This window comes from Lentibacter sp. (genome assembly GCF_965658795.1).
Classification (GTDB): domain Bacteria; phylum Pseudomonadota; class Alphaproteobacteria; order Rhodobacterales; family Rhodobacteraceae; genus Lentibacter.
Window position 1 is genome coordinate 55,680 of sequence record NZ_CBFHTG010000006.1, and the last position, 15,057, is coordinate 70,736.

Annotated in this window: 18 protein-coding genes; all 18 read right to left on the bottom strand. The window is 62.8% G+C overall.

Annotation, left to right across the window (positions count from 1 at the left end; genetic code table 11):
* Nucleotide 1 precedes the first annotated feature (1 nt).
* Complete coding sequence (cysE, locus tag ACTG3X_RS06145) at nucleotides 2-817, bottom strand: serine O-acetyltransferase (RefSeq protein ID WP_439110362.1); 816 nt, start codon at nucleotides 815-817, stop codon at nucleotides 2-4.
* Nucleotides 818-955: 138 nt separating this feature from the next.
* Nucleotides 956-4,870 carry a baseplate multidomain protein megatron gene (locus tag ACTG3X_RS06150; protein ID WP_439110363.1) on the bottom strand — a complete coding sequence of 1,305 codons (3,915 nt, stop codon included), beginning with the start codon at nucleotides 4,868-4,870 and terminating at the stop codon, nucleotides 956-958.
* Nucleotides 4,870-5,316, bottom strand: a complete 447-nt coding sequence (locus ACTG3X_RS06155) for an NlpC/P60 family protein (protein WP_439110364.1) — start codon at nucleotides 5,314-5,316, stop codon at nucleotides 4,870-4,872. Before ACTG3X_RS06155 ends, ACTG3X_RS06150 begins: the two co-directional genes overlap by 1 nt.
* Nucleotides 5,313-6,203 (bottom strand): DUF2163 domain-containing protein, encoded by an 891-nt coding sequence (locus ACTG3X_RS06160; RefSeq protein WP_439110365.1) that lies wholly within the window; start codon nucleotides 6,201-6,203, stop codon nucleotides 5,313-5,315. The genes ACTG3X_RS06155 and ACTG3X_RS06160 overlap by 4 nt, the downstream gene beginning before the upstream one ends.
* Nucleotides 6,203-6,835: a phage distal tail protein, Rcc01695 family gene (locus ACTG3X_RS06165; protein WP_439110366.1), complete on the bottom strand. Its 633-nt coding sequence runs from the start codon at nucleotides 6,833-6,835 to the stop codon at nucleotides 6,203-6,205. Before ACTG3X_RS06165 ends, ACTG3X_RS06160 begins: the two co-directional genes overlap by 1 nt.
* 10 nt (nucleotides 6,836-6,845) lie before the next feature.
* Nucleotides 6,846-7,505, bottom strand: a complete 660-nt coding sequence (locus ACTG3X_RS06170) for a phage tail tape measure protein (RefSeq protein WP_439110367.1) — start codon at nucleotides 7,503-7,505, stop codon at nucleotides 6,846-6,848.
* A complete protein-coding gene (locus tag ACTG3X_RS06175) occupies nucleotides 7,502-7,699 on the bottom strand; it encodes a rcc01693 family protein (protein WP_439110368.1) in 198 nt (65 codons plus the stop codon). The genes ACTG3X_RS06170 and ACTG3X_RS06175 overlap by 4 nt, the downstream gene beginning before the upstream one ends.
* Nucleotides 7,689-8,021 (bottom strand): gene transfer agent family protein, encoded by a 333-nt coding sequence (locus ACTG3X_RS06180; protein ID WP_439110369.1) that lies wholly within the window; start codon nucleotides 8,019-8,021, stop codon nucleotides 7,689-7,691. The genes ACTG3X_RS06175 and ACTG3X_RS06180 overlap by 11 nt, the downstream gene beginning before the upstream one ends.
* Nucleotides 8,021-8,440: a phage major tail protein, TP901-1 family gene (locus tag ACTG3X_RS06185; protein WP_439110370.1), complete on the bottom strand. Its 420-nt coding sequence runs from the start codon at nucleotides 8,438-8,440 to the stop codon at nucleotides 8,021-8,023. The genes ACTG3X_RS06180 and ACTG3X_RS06185 overlap by 1 nt, the downstream gene beginning before the upstream one ends.
* 26 nt (nucleotides 8,441-8,466) lie before the next feature.
* Nucleotides 8,467-8,880: a DUF3168 domain-containing protein gene (locus tag ACTG3X_RS06190; protein WP_439110371.1), complete on the bottom strand. Its 414-nt coding sequence runs from the start codon at nucleotides 8,878-8,880 to the stop codon at nucleotides 8,467-8,469.
* Nucleotides 8,877-9,215, bottom strand: coding sequence for a head-tail adaptor protein (locus tag ACTG3X_RS06195; RefSeq protein WP_439110372.1), 339 nt, complete (start codon nucleotides 9,213-9,215; stop codon nucleotides 8,877-8,879). The genes ACTG3X_RS06190 and ACTG3X_RS06195 overlap by 4 nt, the downstream gene beginning before the upstream one ends.
* A complete protein-coding gene (locus ACTG3X_RS06200; protein WP_439110373.1) occupies nucleotides 9,212-9,811 on the bottom strand; it encodes a head-tail connector protein in 600 nt (199 codons plus the stop codon). The genes ACTG3X_RS06195 and ACTG3X_RS06200 overlap by 4 nt, the downstream gene beginning before the upstream one ends.
* Before the next feature lie 132 nt (nucleotides 9,812-9,943).
* Entirely contained in the window at nucleotides 9,944-11,125 is a 1,182-nt protein-coding gene (locus tag ACTG3X_RS06205) for a phage major capsid protein (RefSeq protein WP_439110374.1), read from the bottom strand.
* A gap of 36 nt (nucleotides 11,126-11,161) precedes the next feature.
* Nucleotides 11,162-11,716 carry an HK97 family phage prohead protease gene (locus tag ACTG3X_RS06210; RefSeq protein WP_439110375.1) on the bottom strand — a complete coding sequence of 185 codons (555 nt, stop codon included), beginning with the start codon at nucleotides 11,714-11,716 and terminating at the stop codon, nucleotides 11,162-11,164.
* Nucleotides 11,717-11,735: 19 nt separating this feature from the next.
* The gene (locus ACTG3X_RS06215; protein WP_439110376.1) at nucleotides 11,736-12,038 is read right to left on the bottom strand and encodes a hypothetical protein; all 303 of its coding nucleotides are present in this window, start codon (nucleotides 12,036-12,038) and stop codon (nucleotides 11,736-11,738) included.
* Nucleotides 12,031-13,215, bottom strand: a complete 1,185-nt coding sequence (locus ACTG3X_RS06220) for a phage portal protein (protein WP_439110377.1) — start codon at nucleotides 13,213-13,215, stop codon at nucleotides 12,031-12,033. The genes ACTG3X_RS06215 and ACTG3X_RS06220 overlap by 8 nt, the downstream gene beginning before the upstream one ends.
* Before the next feature lie 111 nt (nucleotides 13,216-13,326).
* Nucleotides 13,327-14,586 (bottom strand): DNA-packaging protein, encoded by a 1,260-nt coding sequence (locus ACTG3X_RS06225; protein WP_439110485.1) that lies wholly within the window; start codon nucleotides 14,584-14,586, stop codon nucleotides 13,327-13,329.
* Between the two features lie 10 nt (nucleotides 14,587-14,596).
* Entirely contained in the window at nucleotides 14,597-14,962 is a 366-nt protein-coding gene (locus tag ACTG3X_RS06230; RefSeq protein WP_439110378.1) for a hypothetical protein, read from the bottom strand.
* Nucleotides 14,963-15,057: the final 95 nt, after the last annotated feature.

Genomic DNA, 15,057 nt, shown 5'->3' on the forward strand with positions numbered 1-15,057 from the left:
CTCAGTCGTTAAACCCGCGTTCAATCACTTGGTTCATCGTCTGTGACGGTGTTGCGCAGCCCGCTTCCCCCACAATACGCGCAGGCACGCCGGCAACGGTCTTCTTCGCGGGGATATCTTCCAGCACGACCGACCCCGCCGCGATACGGCAGCAATTTCCGATCTTGATGTTACCCAACACTTTCGCGCCAGCCCCGATCAAGACACCATCGCCAATTTTGGGGTGACGGTCTTCTTCTTCCTTGCCCGTGCCACCCAGCGTAACAGAGTGAAGCATCGACACGTTGTCGCCCACAACAGCCGTCTCACCGATCACGATAGAATGCGCGTGATCAATCATAATTCCCTTGCCGATGGTTGCGCCCGGGTGAATATCAATCCCGAAGACTTCCGAGCAGCGCATCTGGAAGAAATACGCGAGGTCCTTGTGCCCCTCGCGCCAAAGCCAGTTTGAAATGCGATAGGCCTGTACAGCTTGAAAGCCCTTAAAAAACAAAAGTGGCTGCAAAAAGCGGTGGCAGGCAGGGTCGCGGTCATACACCGCAACGATGTCGGCCCGCGCGCTCACGGCCAGCTCTTTGTCAGCACCATAGGCCTCATCACAGATCTCTCGCAGGATCTGCTCGGACATTTCCGCAGACGCCAGCTTCATCGAGATCCGGTAAGCCAGCGCCTTTTCAATCGAGCTATGGTGCAGGATGCAGGCGTGAACCAAGCCGCCCAAAAGCGGCTCGGCAGTCACCGCATCTTCCGCTTCATCGCGAATTTGCGCCCAAACAGGGTCAAGTTTTGCGAGGTTGGTTTTCAGCTGGGCCATGACGGTGTCCTTTTGCGCGTGCCCCCCGAGCTTATCCGAAATACTGCTCTGAAGACAAATGCAAATCCGCCAGCCCTCCTGTGCGCAAACGCACAGAACAGGGCAGCCCAAGCCGCCCTGTCTGAGACAGTATCTGCCCTACAGGCTGACTGAAAGCGCCGCAAAAGCCCCGGCGCCATAGACAGCCGATATCTGCGCAACCTGCAGATCAAACCCGGCAAGCGCCCCGTCCGCGGCCCTCTGCGCAGCGGTGTAGCGCCACATCGGGCTTGAAACGATTTCTTCCCGCACAGCACGTCCGGCGACATAAATTTGCACCAGATAGGCTTCACTCTCCTCTCCCAACGGCACATCAACAGCCTCCCAACTGTCGCCGCCCTGACGTGTGCGCCTGATCCAGCTGATACTGTGGTCACCACTCTCCGTCAGGGTGCTACGCAGATGGCAAGGGCTGAGGGGCTTGAGGCCGACACCGTCAAACGCCTCCGAGACACCTGTATAGGAAGCATCGTCATAGGCGCGCGCGGCGGGGCCAATGCGGTAGAAGCGCTCGAGGTTGCGCTCTGAGGCTTGCAGCCCGATCTGCTCTGGCCGCCCGTCCAGCAGCACAAAATAGCTGCCCTCAGGCCAGTCTTGCGGCTGCCACGCATCACTGCCAAGCTGGCCACGCAGAAAGAGTGAGAGATCATAGGTCTTCTCGCCCACAAGCTCCGCATTTTGAAACTGCACCAACTCCCAGTTTGCCGGGTGTCCATCGCCGATTGCCGCAAGGTTGGCCCCGTTGAGCATGGCAAGCGCGCTTACCGAAGCAAGGCTGCCAGAGGTCAGCCGCACGCTGACAGCGCTTTTGCGATCATAAAGCCCGGCGCAAGCCGCATGCAGCGGGGTTTGTAGCACGCCCACGGTGCTGCGGGCGGTGATCAGCTTGTCAAAGCTGTAGCCCTCCCCGTCGTTTGAGGTGTAGAGCGCCGCCGAGCCGGGCCAAGGCTCAGCTGTCACGGCCAAATGCGGCGCGTGGGGCACTTCGTCACCACGCATAAGAGGCAGATCCAGAAACAAGGGAAACACGGGCACAGGCGGTGTAAAGCCTGACATAAGCGGGGCATCCTCGGCCACATCGACAGGGTTATACGTCTCAGGTTCGATCCGCACCGCTTCCACAATCTGCTCGCGGCCCACCTCAACACGGTCAACGCGCAGAAGCTGATCCTGGCCATACTGTGTGAGGCGCAGCACATCGCCTGCCGCCACATCAAGCCGCGAGGGCGGAAGCGCAAAGCGCAGGGTGTCGCGCGCCACGCGGGCCTCCGAAAGCCAACGCTCGACAATCTGGCGCCCAGCGCCACGGCGCATGACAAGGGGCAGATCGGAGACAGCCACGGCCTGCGTGCCCTCGTCGGCCAAGACAGACTCTTCGGCAATGGTCTCAAAGCTTGCACCACTCTGGATAAAGCGCAGACGCACACGGCCCATCAGCTCGGCCTCTGAGGCGCGCAAGCGCTCCACATCAACGTCCAGCTCTTCACTCAAGGCGACAGCGCTCGCCGCGAGCGCCGCGTCTTCGCGCCCGTCTCGCATCAGAAACACGAGTGTCCCGTCGCGCTCCACAGCATCAAAGCCATAGGCCAGCATCAGAGGTTGAAGCGAGGCGCGCACCTCCTCGACCTGCCCGACAACATAGCCTTCCACCATGCCCTTCAGCTCACTCACATCATAGCGTGCCAAGCCTGCGCGCTCGCACAGCTCGGCAACAACCGATGACAGCGCCCGCGCAGAGGCCCGCCCCGTGATCCAGTGACCACGCCCATAGTTGCTTGCGTCACTCCAGACGCTCTCAAGTGCCGGAAAATGCGGATAAGGCCGCGCATCCCACGCCCAGACAAAGGCACGGCTCATATCGAGCATCGGCCCGTTATATTCCACTGACACAGGGTTGTTCTCAGGCCGCGCCCAAAAGCGGTGCATCGCGCGCAGATATTGCGCCTGCAAATAGTCATCGCGTCGCCCGTTTGAGTCATGCGGCAAGCTGCTTTCGCTCGATTTCGGATCAAGGAACTTGTTGGGCTGGTTTGTTCCCTTATCAATCGCCGCACAGCCCAGCTCGGTGAACCAGATGGGCTTTGACTGCGCAACCCACTCTGTCGGCGTTTCCGAGCGCACGCCCCCCACGCGCTCGTGGTGGTCAGAGGCCCACCAGCTCACGATATCCTTATAGCGCCACACCCAAGGCTCGCTGTGCTCTGCATCGGTGATGGGCGTTCGTATCTGGGCCTCGCGCGCTTCGGACGAGTGATAGAACCAGTCATAGCCCTCCCCGCCGAGGATATTGGCTTCCAGATAGTCGAGGTTGTAAATCGAGCCATAAGCCGCATCGGCCTCGCCCACCTCATCTCGCCAGTCGCTGAGCGGCATGTAATTGTCGATCCCGATGAAATCGATGTTGGCATCGGCCCAAAGCGGATCAAGGTGGAAGTAACGGTCGCCCCCAGCGCCGTTGAAGCCAAAATACTCTGACCAATCCGCGCAATAGCCGATCTTTACGTCAGCGCCGAGCAAAGCGCGCGCCTCTGCGGCGAGGGCTTTGAGAGCCGCCACAGCAGCAAAGCCTGCCGCCCCGCGAATTTTGGTGAGCTCGCGCATCTCGGAGCCGATAGAGAAGCTGTCAACGCCCCCCGCCGCCGCACACAAGGCCGCGTTGTGCAGGATAAAGCGCGCGTAGCTCCACTCCTCTGGCCCCGTGTATGTCACCGCACCGTTGGCCACGGCAAAGTCAGCTGCCGTGACCGTGCCAAAGAAACTGGCCACCTCGGCATCCGCCTGAGCGGTGCCGTCGGGGCTGCTGCTCTGCCCCGGCGCGCCCGAGAGCGTGATACGCCCGCGCCACGGCAAGGCAGGCTGGCCGAGCTCACCTGTGTATGGGTCAGGCAGGCTATTCCCCTCCAACTGATCCATCAGGACAAACGGGTAATAGAGCACCTCAACACCCTGTTCCTGCAAATGCCTGATCGCCTCAATCACCGATTGGTCAGCTGGCGTGCCGCCGTAGATAGGCCGCCCTGCGATATCAAGCGCCACCTCCCCGGCAGCCCCCCGCGACAGCCCAGACACCTGCCAAGGCATCTCGGTGCCGTCATGCAGCTTTTGCTCGACCTTGGGGCGCAGCTCGCACGCCCCGCAGCGCAGATCATTGCCAAACCAGCTCACAACCAGCGAGCTGGCCTTGAGGTTGGGCAGCTCTGTCACCATGCGCTCGGTGGCCACGCGAAAGTCGGCCTTGCCTGCGGGTGTGTTCACATTGGCCAGCGCAGCCTGCCCCACGCCATAATCATAGCGCACAGGGGTGGTGGCGAGCGTGTATTCCCCGCTTCCGGGCATCATGGCGACTGCCTGTACAGCATGGGCCATGTCTTCCCCCGCATCTTCCAGATGCGCCTGCGTGGGGCGCATCACCTCGAACTCCAGCTGCGGCACACGGTTGCCAAAGCGCCCAAGATCAAGATCTTCCAAGACCACATAGGCCGTGCCACGATAGGCAGGCACCTGCCCTGTGCCTTCTACAGCCTCCATCTTGGGGTCGGGCATCTGATCAGATGTACCGCGATAAACGCGCAGACCAAGGCTCTCTGGGTCTACCTCGCCACCATCGGCCCAGACACGGCCAACACCTGAAATAACCCCCTCACAAAGCGCAATCGCAAGGCTCACGCTATAGCTGAACTCTTGGGTCTTTGGCTGTGAGGGCGCACCCTTGCCCCCGCCTGTGGTTGTCACCGTCTCGGCAAATTGCGTCGCCCAGATCACATGGCCCGCAACCCGCATCCGCCCGTAGACTTGCGCCACAGGGTCGCCCTCGCCCGCACTGGTGAGGCGAAAGCGCTCAACACGGCCATGCTCGACCGCGTCAGAGCCTTGGCCCATCACGCTCTGGTCAATCGCACGGCCCAAAGCAGCGCCCGCAAATCGGCCCACAGCAGTCATCGACAAGCCCAGAACAGAGCCGCCCATAGAGCCGCCGATCGCCGCACCCGCGGCTGAAAGAAGAATAGTCGCCATCAGCAGATCTCCTCAGGAAAACGAAATGAAGCCGCAACGCGGCGCTGCCATGGGGCGGTGAGCGGGCTTTCCAGCACCGCGTGACCCGAATAGGCGTGAATGAATTTTGGCTTGGCACCATGGGCTGACATGATGCCAAGGTGCTTGGCCACGGCCCCGCCGCGCATCCGGAAAAGCAGAATGTCGCCCGCTTCCGCCGCCGCCAAAGGCACGGCTACCAAATGGCGCTCAGCTGCGGCCCAGAGCCGCTCTTCGCCCTGCGCCTCGGACCAATCCGGCGTGTAGGCGGGCACAGCCTCAGGCTCTTCGCCATAGACGGCCCGCCAGACCCCGCGCAAAAGGCCAAGGCAGTCTGTGCCCACACCACGGCGTGACGCCTGATGGTGATAGGGCGTGCCGATCCACGCGCGCGCCTCTGCCAGCGCCGCCTCTGCCACCCCGCTCATGCGCGACGGCTCCCGCCACCTGCCTGGCCTGCGTTTACAGGCTGGACCGTGAGCCAGCTATCCCCAGGCACATCTGGAAAACCCTGAAAGTTCAGCAGGTTGACAAACTTTGTGCGGCAGGTCTGCAGGCGCTTGTCGCATCCCGCCACAAGGCGGATCATGTCGCCCGTGGCAATGCGCGCACGCATGGGGTGCCACAGCTCGATCACGCGGCTCTCGCCGTCAAAGTAGTCGCGCTTCACAACGCCCTTAAGCCCGGTGCACGCCCCGCTCAGCCCCTCAAGCGTGCCAAAGGCAAACCAAGCCTCATCAAAGCCCGTCATCCCCTCAAAGCGAAAGACACGGCCCTCTTCCACGCCTTCAACGGCGCGCTCTTCAAAGTAGCCTTCACTGCTTGTATCAAAACCGCAGCCTTTATCGCCCAAAACAGCGGTGCACGGCTTCTGATAGACCCGCCCCACAGGGCGCCCAAGCGCTTCGGTCAGCCCGCGCAGTTCGGCGTGAAAGGCCCCGTTGCCACGCCGCAGCTCGCCAATCGTGCCGCGAAAGACCACATGGCGCTCCTCCACATCGGCCCAGTTCACCAGCCAAGAGACAACCTCGGCGCCGTCATAGCGCCCCGCTTCAATATCAGCCTCGCTGATACTCGTGTCGCTCAGCGCCCCCATGGTCTCGGTGTTGTCCACCGATAGCCCCGTGCTTTGCTGAAGCGTTGAAGTGCTCAGGCCTGTATCGGCGCGAAAGTCTATGCCCCCAAAGCTGAGTGGCCCGTCATGATCGGTAAAGCCCATCACCGTGCCATCTTTGCGCGTCAGCGCCCAGCAGCGGCACACGGTTGTGAGGCCGGTTTGCAAATGCGTCAGCAGCGCGCCCGCAACGCCCCCCATCAGACCCGAAGCTCCACAACAGGCACGTTGGGCACTTCGCCAGCGGCAAATGTCGCCGCCGAAGCCACGATCTGATCGGTGTCAAAGCGCACAGGCACATCAAACTCAAAGCCCGCCGTCACCTCAACGCCCACGCTCGGGGGGTGCACGAATGTCACCAGCCCCGTGGTGTAATCGACGTTAAAGTCGAGGCTCTCGCTCTGCTCATCGCCCGAAAGGCCCATGCGCAATGTCCCCTCCACGGGCTTGTGCACAGGGCGCGCATAGGTCTGCGCGCCCGAGCGATAGACCTTCATAAGCTGGAACACGGTCGTGACCTCATCGCCAATGGCGATCACCTCGTCTTCAAAGCCCACCTCGCGCGACGGGCGACCTGTCTGGAAATCCGTCCAGTCCTTCCAGCGAAAGCCGTGCATCCGCCCGCGCCGGGCCTCAAAGAAGGCCAGCACCGCGTCGATGTCATCCATCGACCGCAGCCCCATACCCGCGTCATAGCGGCGGCGCGAATGCGCCCAGGGCGTGTTGCGCTCCTCAAACCCGTTGGCAAGGCTCACCACATCGGTGCGCCGCTCAGGCCCCCCGGACGCGCCAAAGCTCAAGTTGGCGGGAAATCTCACATCATGAAACTGCATCGGCTGTCTCCTATCGGTTGCGGTTGCCACGGGCGAGCACACGGCCCATCTGCGCAGCAATCTGGCTCTGGCTGCGGCGGAAGCTCTCGGCATCAGGGGTTGAAATATTCATCACCACATTGATGGCGCGGCCTGCCTCGGCCCTGACCCCAAGCTTGCCATCGGCCCCGCGAGACAAGGGCATAATCGCCTCTGGCCCCGCCTCGCCCATGAGGCCCGTGCCACCGCGCATCGGGAAAGTTGTGGGGCTGCTCACCACACCGCCATTGGCAAAAGGCATCACGCGCCCCTGCGCAAAACTGCCACCCGTCTCAAACGGGAATATTCCTCCCATCAGCCCGCCAATACTGTTGGCAATCAGGCCGCCAAAATGGTCGGTCACAGGCTTCACAGCCGCCGAATAGGACGCGTTGACCATCGACTGAGCCACCGTGCCCAGCACATCCGAGAGCTTGGCCCCATCGAGCACCACCCCGTCCACTGCGCGCCTGAGGCCGCGCGACAGCCCCTTTTCCAGCGTGGCAACCTCTTGCCCCGTCTCCGAGAAGCTCGCGCGCACCCGCCGCAGCTCGGCATCAAAGCTTGCCGCCATACTGGCCGCCGCTCCAAGGCTCTGCTCCAGCGCGTCGGCCTTCAGCTCCATATCATCCAAAGCATCAAAATCGCTCATATCGTCCCTCGTTCTTGGGTGTCGGGATAGGCCTCAAGCAGCGCCTGAAGCCCCGTTTTGTCCATCGGGCGCAAGCTGGCCTCAGGGCCGAGCATCAGCATCAGTTCCACAGGCGTCAGCGCCCAGAACTCGCCGGGGCTGAGCCTGAGGCGCGTCAGCCCCAGCTTGAGAAGTTCGGCCCAGTCAAAGCGCATCATCCGCCCTTTCAGGCAGCATGAACGCCCGCGCCAGAAGCAAAGCCGCCGCCCGCGCCGCCGCCATCGGGCCGCCTTCAATCTCGGCCTGCAGCAAATCCTCCGCGCGCCCTTGCCAGCCACCGCCGCGCAAGCCCGCCACGATGAGCTTGAGCACATCGCGGCTGGAGAAGTTGCCCGCCTCAAAGCGGCTCACAAGGGCGACAAGCGTGTCCTCGCCCAGAGCCGCCTCAAGCTCGGCCAGCGCCCCAAGCGTGAGCTTGAGCACGCGGCGCTCGCCGTCCATGACGAGCGCCACTTCAGAGGCAAAGGGGTTGCCCATCACACACTTGCCGCCGTGAAGGTCAATGCGCCTGCAGAATTGAGCGAAAGCTCGTAGGTCGCCTCGCCGTTGTAGCTGCCCGCATAGTCGATAGAGGCCACCTGAAACGCGCCCTCGATGGTGCCAAAGTCGGGAATGATCACCTGAAAATCTGGCGTCTCGCCATCAAAGAAAATCTGGCGTGCGCGCTCGTCCGAAGCCGCATCCTTGAACACGCCCGAGCCAGACAGCGAGGCCGATTTTACGCCAGCCCCCCCCAGAATTTCGCGCCAGCCACCTGCGCTCTCAAGGCTGGTCACATCCACGCTTTCCGCATTAAAGCTCAGCCGCGTGGCGCGCAGGCCTGCGATGGTTTCAAACTGGCCATCGCCTGTGAGGTCGATCTTGATCAGAAGCTCTTTACCGTTTTGTGCTGTCATGTGAAGTCTCCAATGTTATCTGTATGTTAGCTGTCGTCTTGCACGCGTGCGCGAAAGCGCAGGTCAATGCGTCGGGTTGCGCCTGTGCCCTCACGGGTGGCGCTGGCGCGGTCAAATCCGAGGTAGATCAGGCTGCCGCGTGTCAGCACCAAAGGCGCATCCACCAGCACATCGCTCACCCGCCCCGCCACATCCTTGGCGGCCTGAAAGCCAGCGCTGTCTGTCACCACCGAGACGGTGAACAGATGCAGCGCGCCCGCCCCGCTCTTGTCAGAGCTGTCGAGCACATTCTCAGGCCCAAGCGCCACATAGGTGGCCGGCAAGCTGCCTGACGGGATCGCATCATAAATCGCTGTGCCAACAAAGGCCGCCAGATCGCTGTCAGCGATCAGCGCTTGATAAACTGCCGCCTGTAAAGCGGACGAAACTCCATAGCTCATGCCACCGTCTCCTCTTCTGCCAAACAGGTGAGAAAGCGCCCCGTCAGGTCGTCTTCCACCACCGCCTCAATGCGAAACACCCGTGCCCCGTCCACAAAGCGCTGCTCGGGCTTGGGGCGCTTCTCGTGGCCCACAGGGGCCGCGCGCAGGCGGATCTTGTAGGCCACCCGCGCCAGTGGCACGGCCTCGCCCTGCGTCTCGCGGCCCGTGCGCGCGCTCACCTCGGCCCAAAGCGTGCCAAGCGGCTGCCACGTGATCGTGAAGCCCCCCGCGCCATCAGGCAGGCGCACAGGGCTCTCCAGCACAAGCTGGCGGTTGAGCATCGGCACAGTCATTGCCCCGCCCCCGCAAACAGCCGCACCGTGCGGTAGCGCTCGATCAGCGAGCTGACACCAAAGGGCATGTAGCCCTCGCCCACGTTGGTTTCGTTGCGGTATTCGTAATAATAGGCCGCCAGCAGCAGCACGGCTTGGCCAAGGTCGGCGGGCAGGTCTTCCCAGTCGCTGCCAAAGCCCGCCTGAAAGCGCACCCGCACCGCGCCCCCCGTGGGCACAGCAGGCAAAACCCCCGCCACCGGCTTGAGCTTGGGGCGCTGCATATCAGGCTCCAGCGCATAAAAATGCGGGGCAAGCGGCGTCTCCACACCCAGGCGGTTGGTATAAACCACCTCGCCCAAAGCGCTCACAGGGGCCACAGGCAAGGCTTGGCCCGTGTCATCGCGCCAGCTGTTCAGCGTCCAGGAAAACTCCCGCGCAATCAGGATCTTGCCTGTGCGCGCCTCGATCGCGGCCATAGCCGCACGCAAAAAGCTGGCCAGAACAGGCTCTTGCAGGCTGTCCTCGGCAAAGCCCGTGCCAAGGCGCAAATGCGCTTTGAAGGCCTCCACTGGCAAGGCCGCCGATGGAACTGCGGTTTCTTCAATTAACATCATGGACTCTCTCCAAAGTTTACGCCCCCGGGTGCGCGCGGCGCACGTCTTGCCTTAGGCGGAGGGAACAGCCAGCAAAACGCATCTGAGCGCCGCGCGCGTGAGGGAGCCGCAATGCGCCCCCTCAGGCAGCGGTTAAGAGGTGGCGAATTTGAGCAGCTTGATGGCTGCAAAATCGCTCACATCGCCGCCCACACGCTTGGTGGCGTAAAACAGCACATGCGGTTTGGCGCTGAACGGATCACGCAGCACACGCAGGTCGGGGCGCTCGGCCACGGTGTAGCCTGCGTTAAAGTCACCAAAGGCAATCGCCATCGCATCCGCGGCCACATCGGGCATGTCCTCGGCAATCAGCACAGGATAGCCCAGCAAGCGCGCAGGCTCCCCGGCCGCCAGCCCATCAGACCAAAGGAAGCGCCCGTCAGCATCCTTGAGCTTGCGCACAGCGCCGGCGGTCTTGGAGTTCATGACAAAGCTCGCATTGGCGCGGTATTGCGCCCCGAGCGCATAGACGAGGTCAATCACCGCATCGCCGCCATCAAAGCCGCCTGTGACACCCGTTGGCACATAGCCGATGTTGCCCCAGATCCAGCTGTCGTTGTCCACCGTAGGGTGCGTCAGAAGCCCTGTGGGCTTGTCCACACCGTTGCCGTTGATAAAGGCCGCCGCTTCAGAGCGGGCAAACTTGCCCGCAATCCGCCCCGCAAGCCAGCCTTCAATGTCAAAAGCACTGTCATCAAGCAGGCGCTGGCTCGCCTTGGGCAGCGCCGAAAGCTCGTGCAGCGGGATGGTGATACGGTCAATCTGCGGTGTGCCTGTCTCGCTTGACGGGTCGGTCTCTGTCGCCCAGCCCGCGCCCACATCGGAGTGATCCACCAGCACATCAAACGATGTCGCCTCAACCTGCACCACATTGGCAATCGCGCGGATCGAGGAGGTGCTTTCCAGCACCGAGCGGATGCTCTCGCTCGTTTCGGGGTCAACAAGGTAGCCGCCTTCTGCGGCCACCGCCGAAGACATCGCCTTGCCCTCAAGCTCAAGGCCGCGCAAGCCGTCGTCATCGCCAGAGCGCAGGTACGCATTAAAGGCCTTCTGGTGGGGCGCATCAAGCTCCGCCGCGCGGGCAAGCTGGGGTCGGTTGTGGGTCTGTGTTTTGCGGTCAAGCATGGTCAGTCGCTCTTCTTGTTGTTTCAATCGTTTGGCAATATCGCTCTGAAAGCCGTTGAATTCGCTCATGAAATCATCAGCCGCCGATTTCGTTTCAGGCGCGGAAGGCACAGCTTCCCTGGCCCGAGCCGTCGCTTGGGTGTCACTCATCCGAGATGTCCTTTCGTGGTTCGGTGTTTTGGCGCGCTAGGTCTGCGCCAGCTCCTGGCGCGCATCCCTGATGGCCGCCGCCATATTGCGCAGGGCGTCTGCCTCAAGGCTCTCGCCCTTCGCCCCCACCCGCGCACTGGGCAACATCGGGAAGGTCACCAGCGACACTTCCCAAAGCTCCAGTTCCGTCAAGAGCCGCTGGCCCTTGTCGTTCTTTGCCGCCTTTCTGGTGCGGTATCCGATAGAGAGGCCATCAATCGCACCCGCTTCAATGAGCGCAGCGGCCTCGCGGCCCCTCTGGGTGCTGTCCAGCAAGCGCCCCTTTACATAGAGCCCGCGCCCGTCCTCGCGCACCTCATCCCAGATCCCGATGGGTTGGGCGGGGTCGTGCTGCCACAGCATCTTCACGCGCCGCCCCTCAGCAGCCAGCGCCTTCAGGCTCGCCGCATAAGCGCCCTTGGCCACCACGTCACCGCCCTGGTCACAGGCGCCAAACAGGCTGGCATAGCCCTCAATCCGGCAGCCCTCCGTCACGGTGATCTCCTCTCCGAGGCGGCAGAATTTCCGTTCAATCTCAGTCTGGTAACTCATAACTCTACTCCTAAAACCCTCAGCCGTGCACAAGGCTGCCCTGCATCACAAACGACATGCAGCCGCCAATGATAGCTGCGATGATCAGCCAGACCAGCCGCGCGATATGCCCGTCGATCTTGTCGAGCCGCGTGTCGATCTGGTTGAAGCGTGCCACCATAAACTTGCGCTTTTCTTCACTCACCGCGCGCTCTGTCTCCATCGCGGCAACACTCAGCTCCAGCGAGGTCAGCCGCCGCTCGATATGGCGCAGCATCGCGCGGTAGCCCTCATACGGCAGCATCGCTTCCAGCACTTCCTCGGGCGGGCTAAGGTCACTCATCGGCCCCGCCCCCAAGCGCTGGCAGGCCAAGCAGAAGCCGTTTTTCCGCCTCACTGAGAAAATCGGCCCCACTCACCCGCGCCCACTGCGCATCGCGTTCTGCGGCCAGCGCTGGCACCTGGTCAAGGTCAGGCTTCAGCTCGAAGCGCCCGCCCCCGAACTGGCCCAGCCAATCGGCCAGCTTGGCCGTGACCCGCGCCGCCAGCGGCAGCACCGTCAGGCGGTAAAAGGCGCGGTTGGCCTCCTGATAGTTGGCATAGGTCGCATCTCCCTGAATGCCGAGCAGCATCGGCGGCACCCCAAAGGCCAGCGCGATCTCGCGCGCCGCCGCGTCCTTGGTCTTCTGGAATTCCATATCCGACGGCGAAAAGCCCATCGGCTTCCAGTCCAGCCCGCCTTCCAGCAACATGGGCCGCCCCGCATTGCGCGCGCCTTGGTAGTTGGCCTCCATCTCGCTCACGAGGCGGTCATATTGGTCGGCACTCAAGCCGCTCTGCCCGTCCGCCCCGCGATAGACGATCGCCCCCGAGGGGCGCGCGGCATTGTCCAGAAGCGCCTTTGTCCAGCGCGAGGCCGCGTTGTGCACATCGACCGCCTGCGCCGCTGCCTGCATGGGCGAAAAGCCGTAATGGTCGTCTTGGGGGTGAAAATTGCGGATATGGCAGATGACAGGCGCGCCATCGCCCATGTGAAAGCGGTGTGTCTTGCCGCCCACAGCGTAATCATAGGCCACTGGCCAGCCGTCAGACCCCGGCACAAGGCTCATGCGGTCAGAGCGCAGCACATGCAGCTCAAGCGGCAGCTCCTCCGCGCCGCCTGCGGCCTCGACATAGGCGTTGCCCGTCAGCAGCAGCTGGCCATACAACGCCTCCAGAAGCTCCGCACGCCCCTGCGCCAGATTGGGCTTTTGCAACAGCGTCAGCGCAGGGTGTTCCTCATAACGCCGCGCGCTGTCTTGCAAAACAACAGGCAAGGCCGCCGCCGCCTCCGCAATCATCTTGACCGCGCGAAACCCCACAGGGTTGCCCGCAAAGCCCGTGCGTGTCAGGCTCTTTGTGTCGCGCGGGCTCCAGGCCACACGGCCCGCACCATGCCAGCCCACAACAGCCCCGGCGGCGCTGGCCTTGTGCTGGGGGGCCGCGGCCTCTGGTTTGCGAAGAAAGTCAAATACCGGCATATGTCGCTCCTGATTTGTAAAATCATTGCAATGTCTTAAAAGCCAAAGCTCATGCAAAACATGATCTGGCGCTTGTGAGAAAGATGCCCCAAAAGGTTTAAGAACTCTTAACTACAGCGTGCGCACCTGCGGGCTCATATGAGACTTGGCAGGCAGCAGGATCAGCTCGTTCAACGCCCAGACAAGCGCATCGGTGCGGTCGGGGCTGCCCTTGCCGTGAAAGCCGTGCAACGTGAGCTGGCACATCTCGTCCTCAAGCTGGCCCAGCCCCGTGAAGTGATGCACACGCCCCTGCTCATAGAGCGCAGCAACAGGCTCCGCGCGCGCCGACTTGCCCTTTGAGGCATGCACCTTGCGCAAAGACACCAGCGGATCAACCTGCCGTATCACCTGCTCCACCAAGTCCCCCCCCTGGTTCACCTCGGCCACCATGCGCTCAGCGCCCCAACGGTGCATCGCCGCCACAGCCGCCTCGGCCCAAGCCATCGGGCTTGCACCCTCAACGCTCGCGTCTTCCAGCACATAGGCGCGCCAGTCTTGCACAGGGCCTTCGGCCACCACCCCCGCCACAATGATCCCGCAGGCATCAGAGCTGGCCGTGCCGCTCACAGGCGGATCAACCGCCACAACAATACGGCTCATCTCGGGCACCTCGCGCACCCGTGCCGCCTCAAGCCGCGCAGCCGTCCAGAGCGCGCCCTCGGCCTCCTCGATCAGCACCCCGTCAAGCTCCTGGCGGCCAAGCCGCGTGCCCGCATAACGCGCCTGAACCGCCGCCAAGAAGCCCTTGGCAAGGTTGGCCTTGTTGGCCTCGGTCGGCGCATGGGTGCTCACGGTGCCCTCGGCCTCCAGCAGCTCCTTGAGCAGCCCGATGTTGCGCGGTGTGGTGGTGATACAGACCTGCGGATGCGCTCCCAGACGCAGGCCAAACTGCAACATATCCCAAGTTTCACGGGCCTTTTTCCACTTGGCCAGCTCGTCAACCCAAGCCGCATCAAACTGCGGCCCGCGCAAAGCCTCCGGATCATGGGCCGAGAAAACCTGCGCCACAGCGCCGTTGGGCCAGAGAAGCTGGCGGCGGCTTGCCTGCCATTCGGGGCGGCGGTCAGGCGGAGAGCAGGCCAGAAGCCCGCTCTCGCCAAACACCATCACCTCACGCACCTGCGCCACGGTTTCCCCCACAAGCGCAATGCGCTTGCAACGGCCCGCGTCCTTTGGCCCCGCGCCTTCCACAAGGCTGCGCACCCACTCGGCACCTGCGCGCGTCTTGCCCGCCCCGCGCCCCCCCATGATGATCCAGTTGGCCCAGTCGCCCTCGGGCGCAACTTGGTGGGGCATGGCCCAAAACTCGAAGAGAAACGGCAGCGCCAGAAGCTCGTCTTCACTCAGCGAGCTCAGAAACGCGCTCTGCACCTGCGGCGGCTCTGAGGCGATCCAGCTTGCCGCCGATGCTAAGGCGCGCCGCTTCAAGGTCGAGTCCGCGCTCGCCTCGGGCGCTCCGGGTGTGCTTGGATTGCTTTTCATAGGTCTGCTCCACTTCCAGCGCGATGCCCATCCACTGCGCCACCTCTTCGAGGCAAAACTGCACCTCGCGTGTGCTCAGCGTTGGTTCCGTCGCATTGACCCGCGCCCTGAGCGCGGTGATATCCAGCTTCAATCGGGTGATCTCGGCCACAAGGGCCGCAACAGATTGGCCCAAGGCCTGCGGCTTGGTCAGGCCATCGGCCATCTCGGAGTATGTGCTCATATGATTTTTGCCTCATGTGGGTCTGCCTCCGCCCGACATGATCCCCCCGCACCACGCGGAGAATCTGTCTGCTCAAAAAGGCTAGCGAGACAAAT

Coding starts and splice junctions, on each gene's coding strand:
- cysE (WP_439110362.1), bottom strand. CDS start 817: ATGGCCCAGCTGAAAACCAACCTCGCAAAACTTGACCCTGTTTGGGCG.
- ACTG3X_RS06150 (WP_439110363.1), bottom strand. CDS start 4,870: ATGGCGACTATTCTTCTTTCAGCCGCGGGTGCGGCGATCGGCGGCTCT.
- ACTG3X_RS06155 (WP_439110364.1), bottom strand. CDS start 5,316: ATGAGCGGGGTGGCAGAGGCGGCGCTGGCAGAGGCGCGCGCGTGGATC.
- ACTG3X_RS06160 (WP_439110365.1), bottom strand. CDS start 6,203: ATGGGGGGCGTTGCGGGCGCGCTGCTGACGCATTTGCAAACCGGCCTC.
- ACTG3X_RS06165 (WP_439110366.1), bottom strand. CDS start 6,835: ATGCAGTTTCATGATGTGAGATTTCCCGCCAACTTGAGCTTTGGCGCG.
- ACTG3X_RS06170 (WP_439110367.1), bottom strand. CDS start 7,505: ATGAGCGATTTTGATGCTTTGGATGATATGGAGCTGAAGGCCGACGCG.
- ACTG3X_RS06175 (WP_439110368.1), bottom strand. CDS start 7,699: ATGCGCTTTGACTGGGCCGAACTTCTCAAGCTGGGGCTGACGCGCCTC.
- ACTG3X_RS06180 (WP_439110369.1), bottom strand. CDS start 8,021: ATGGGCAACCCCTTTGCCTCTGAAGTGGCGCTCGTCATGGACGGCGAG.
- ACTG3X_RS06185 (WP_439110370.1), bottom strand. CDS start 8,440: ATGACAGCACAAAACGGTAAAGAGCTTCTGATCAAGATCGACCTCACA.
- ACTG3X_RS06190 (WP_439110371.1), bottom strand. CDS start 8,880: ATGAGCTATGGAGTTTCGTCCGCTTTACAGGCGGCAGTTTATCAAGCG.
- ACTG3X_RS06195 (WP_439110372.1), bottom strand. CDS start 9,215: ATGACTGTGCCGATGCTCAACCGCCAGCTTGTGCTGGAGAGCCCTGTG.
- ACTG3X_RS06200 (WP_439110373.1), bottom strand. CDS start 9,811: ATGATGTTAATTGAAGAAACCGCAGTTCCATCGGCGGCCTTGCCAGTG.
- ACTG3X_RS06205 (WP_439110374.1), bottom strand. CDS start 11,125: ATGAGTGACACCCAAGCGACGGCTCGGGCCAGGGAAGCTGTGCCTTCC.
- ACTG3X_RS06210 (WP_439110375.1), bottom strand. CDS start 11,716: ATGAGTTACCAGACTGAGATTGAACGGAAATTCTGCCGCCTCGGAGAG.
- ACTG3X_RS06215 (WP_439110376.1), bottom strand. CDS start 12,038: ATGAGTGACCTTAGCCCGCCCGAGGAAGTGCTGGAAGCGATGCTGCCG.
- ACTG3X_RS06220 (WP_439110377.1), bottom strand. CDS start 13,215: ATGCCGGTATTTGACTTTCTTCGCAAACCAGAGGCCGCGGCCCCCCAG.
- ACTG3X_RS06230 (WP_439110378.1), bottom strand. CDS start 14,962: ATGAGCACATACTCCGAGATGGCCGATGGCCTGACCAAGCCGCAGGCC.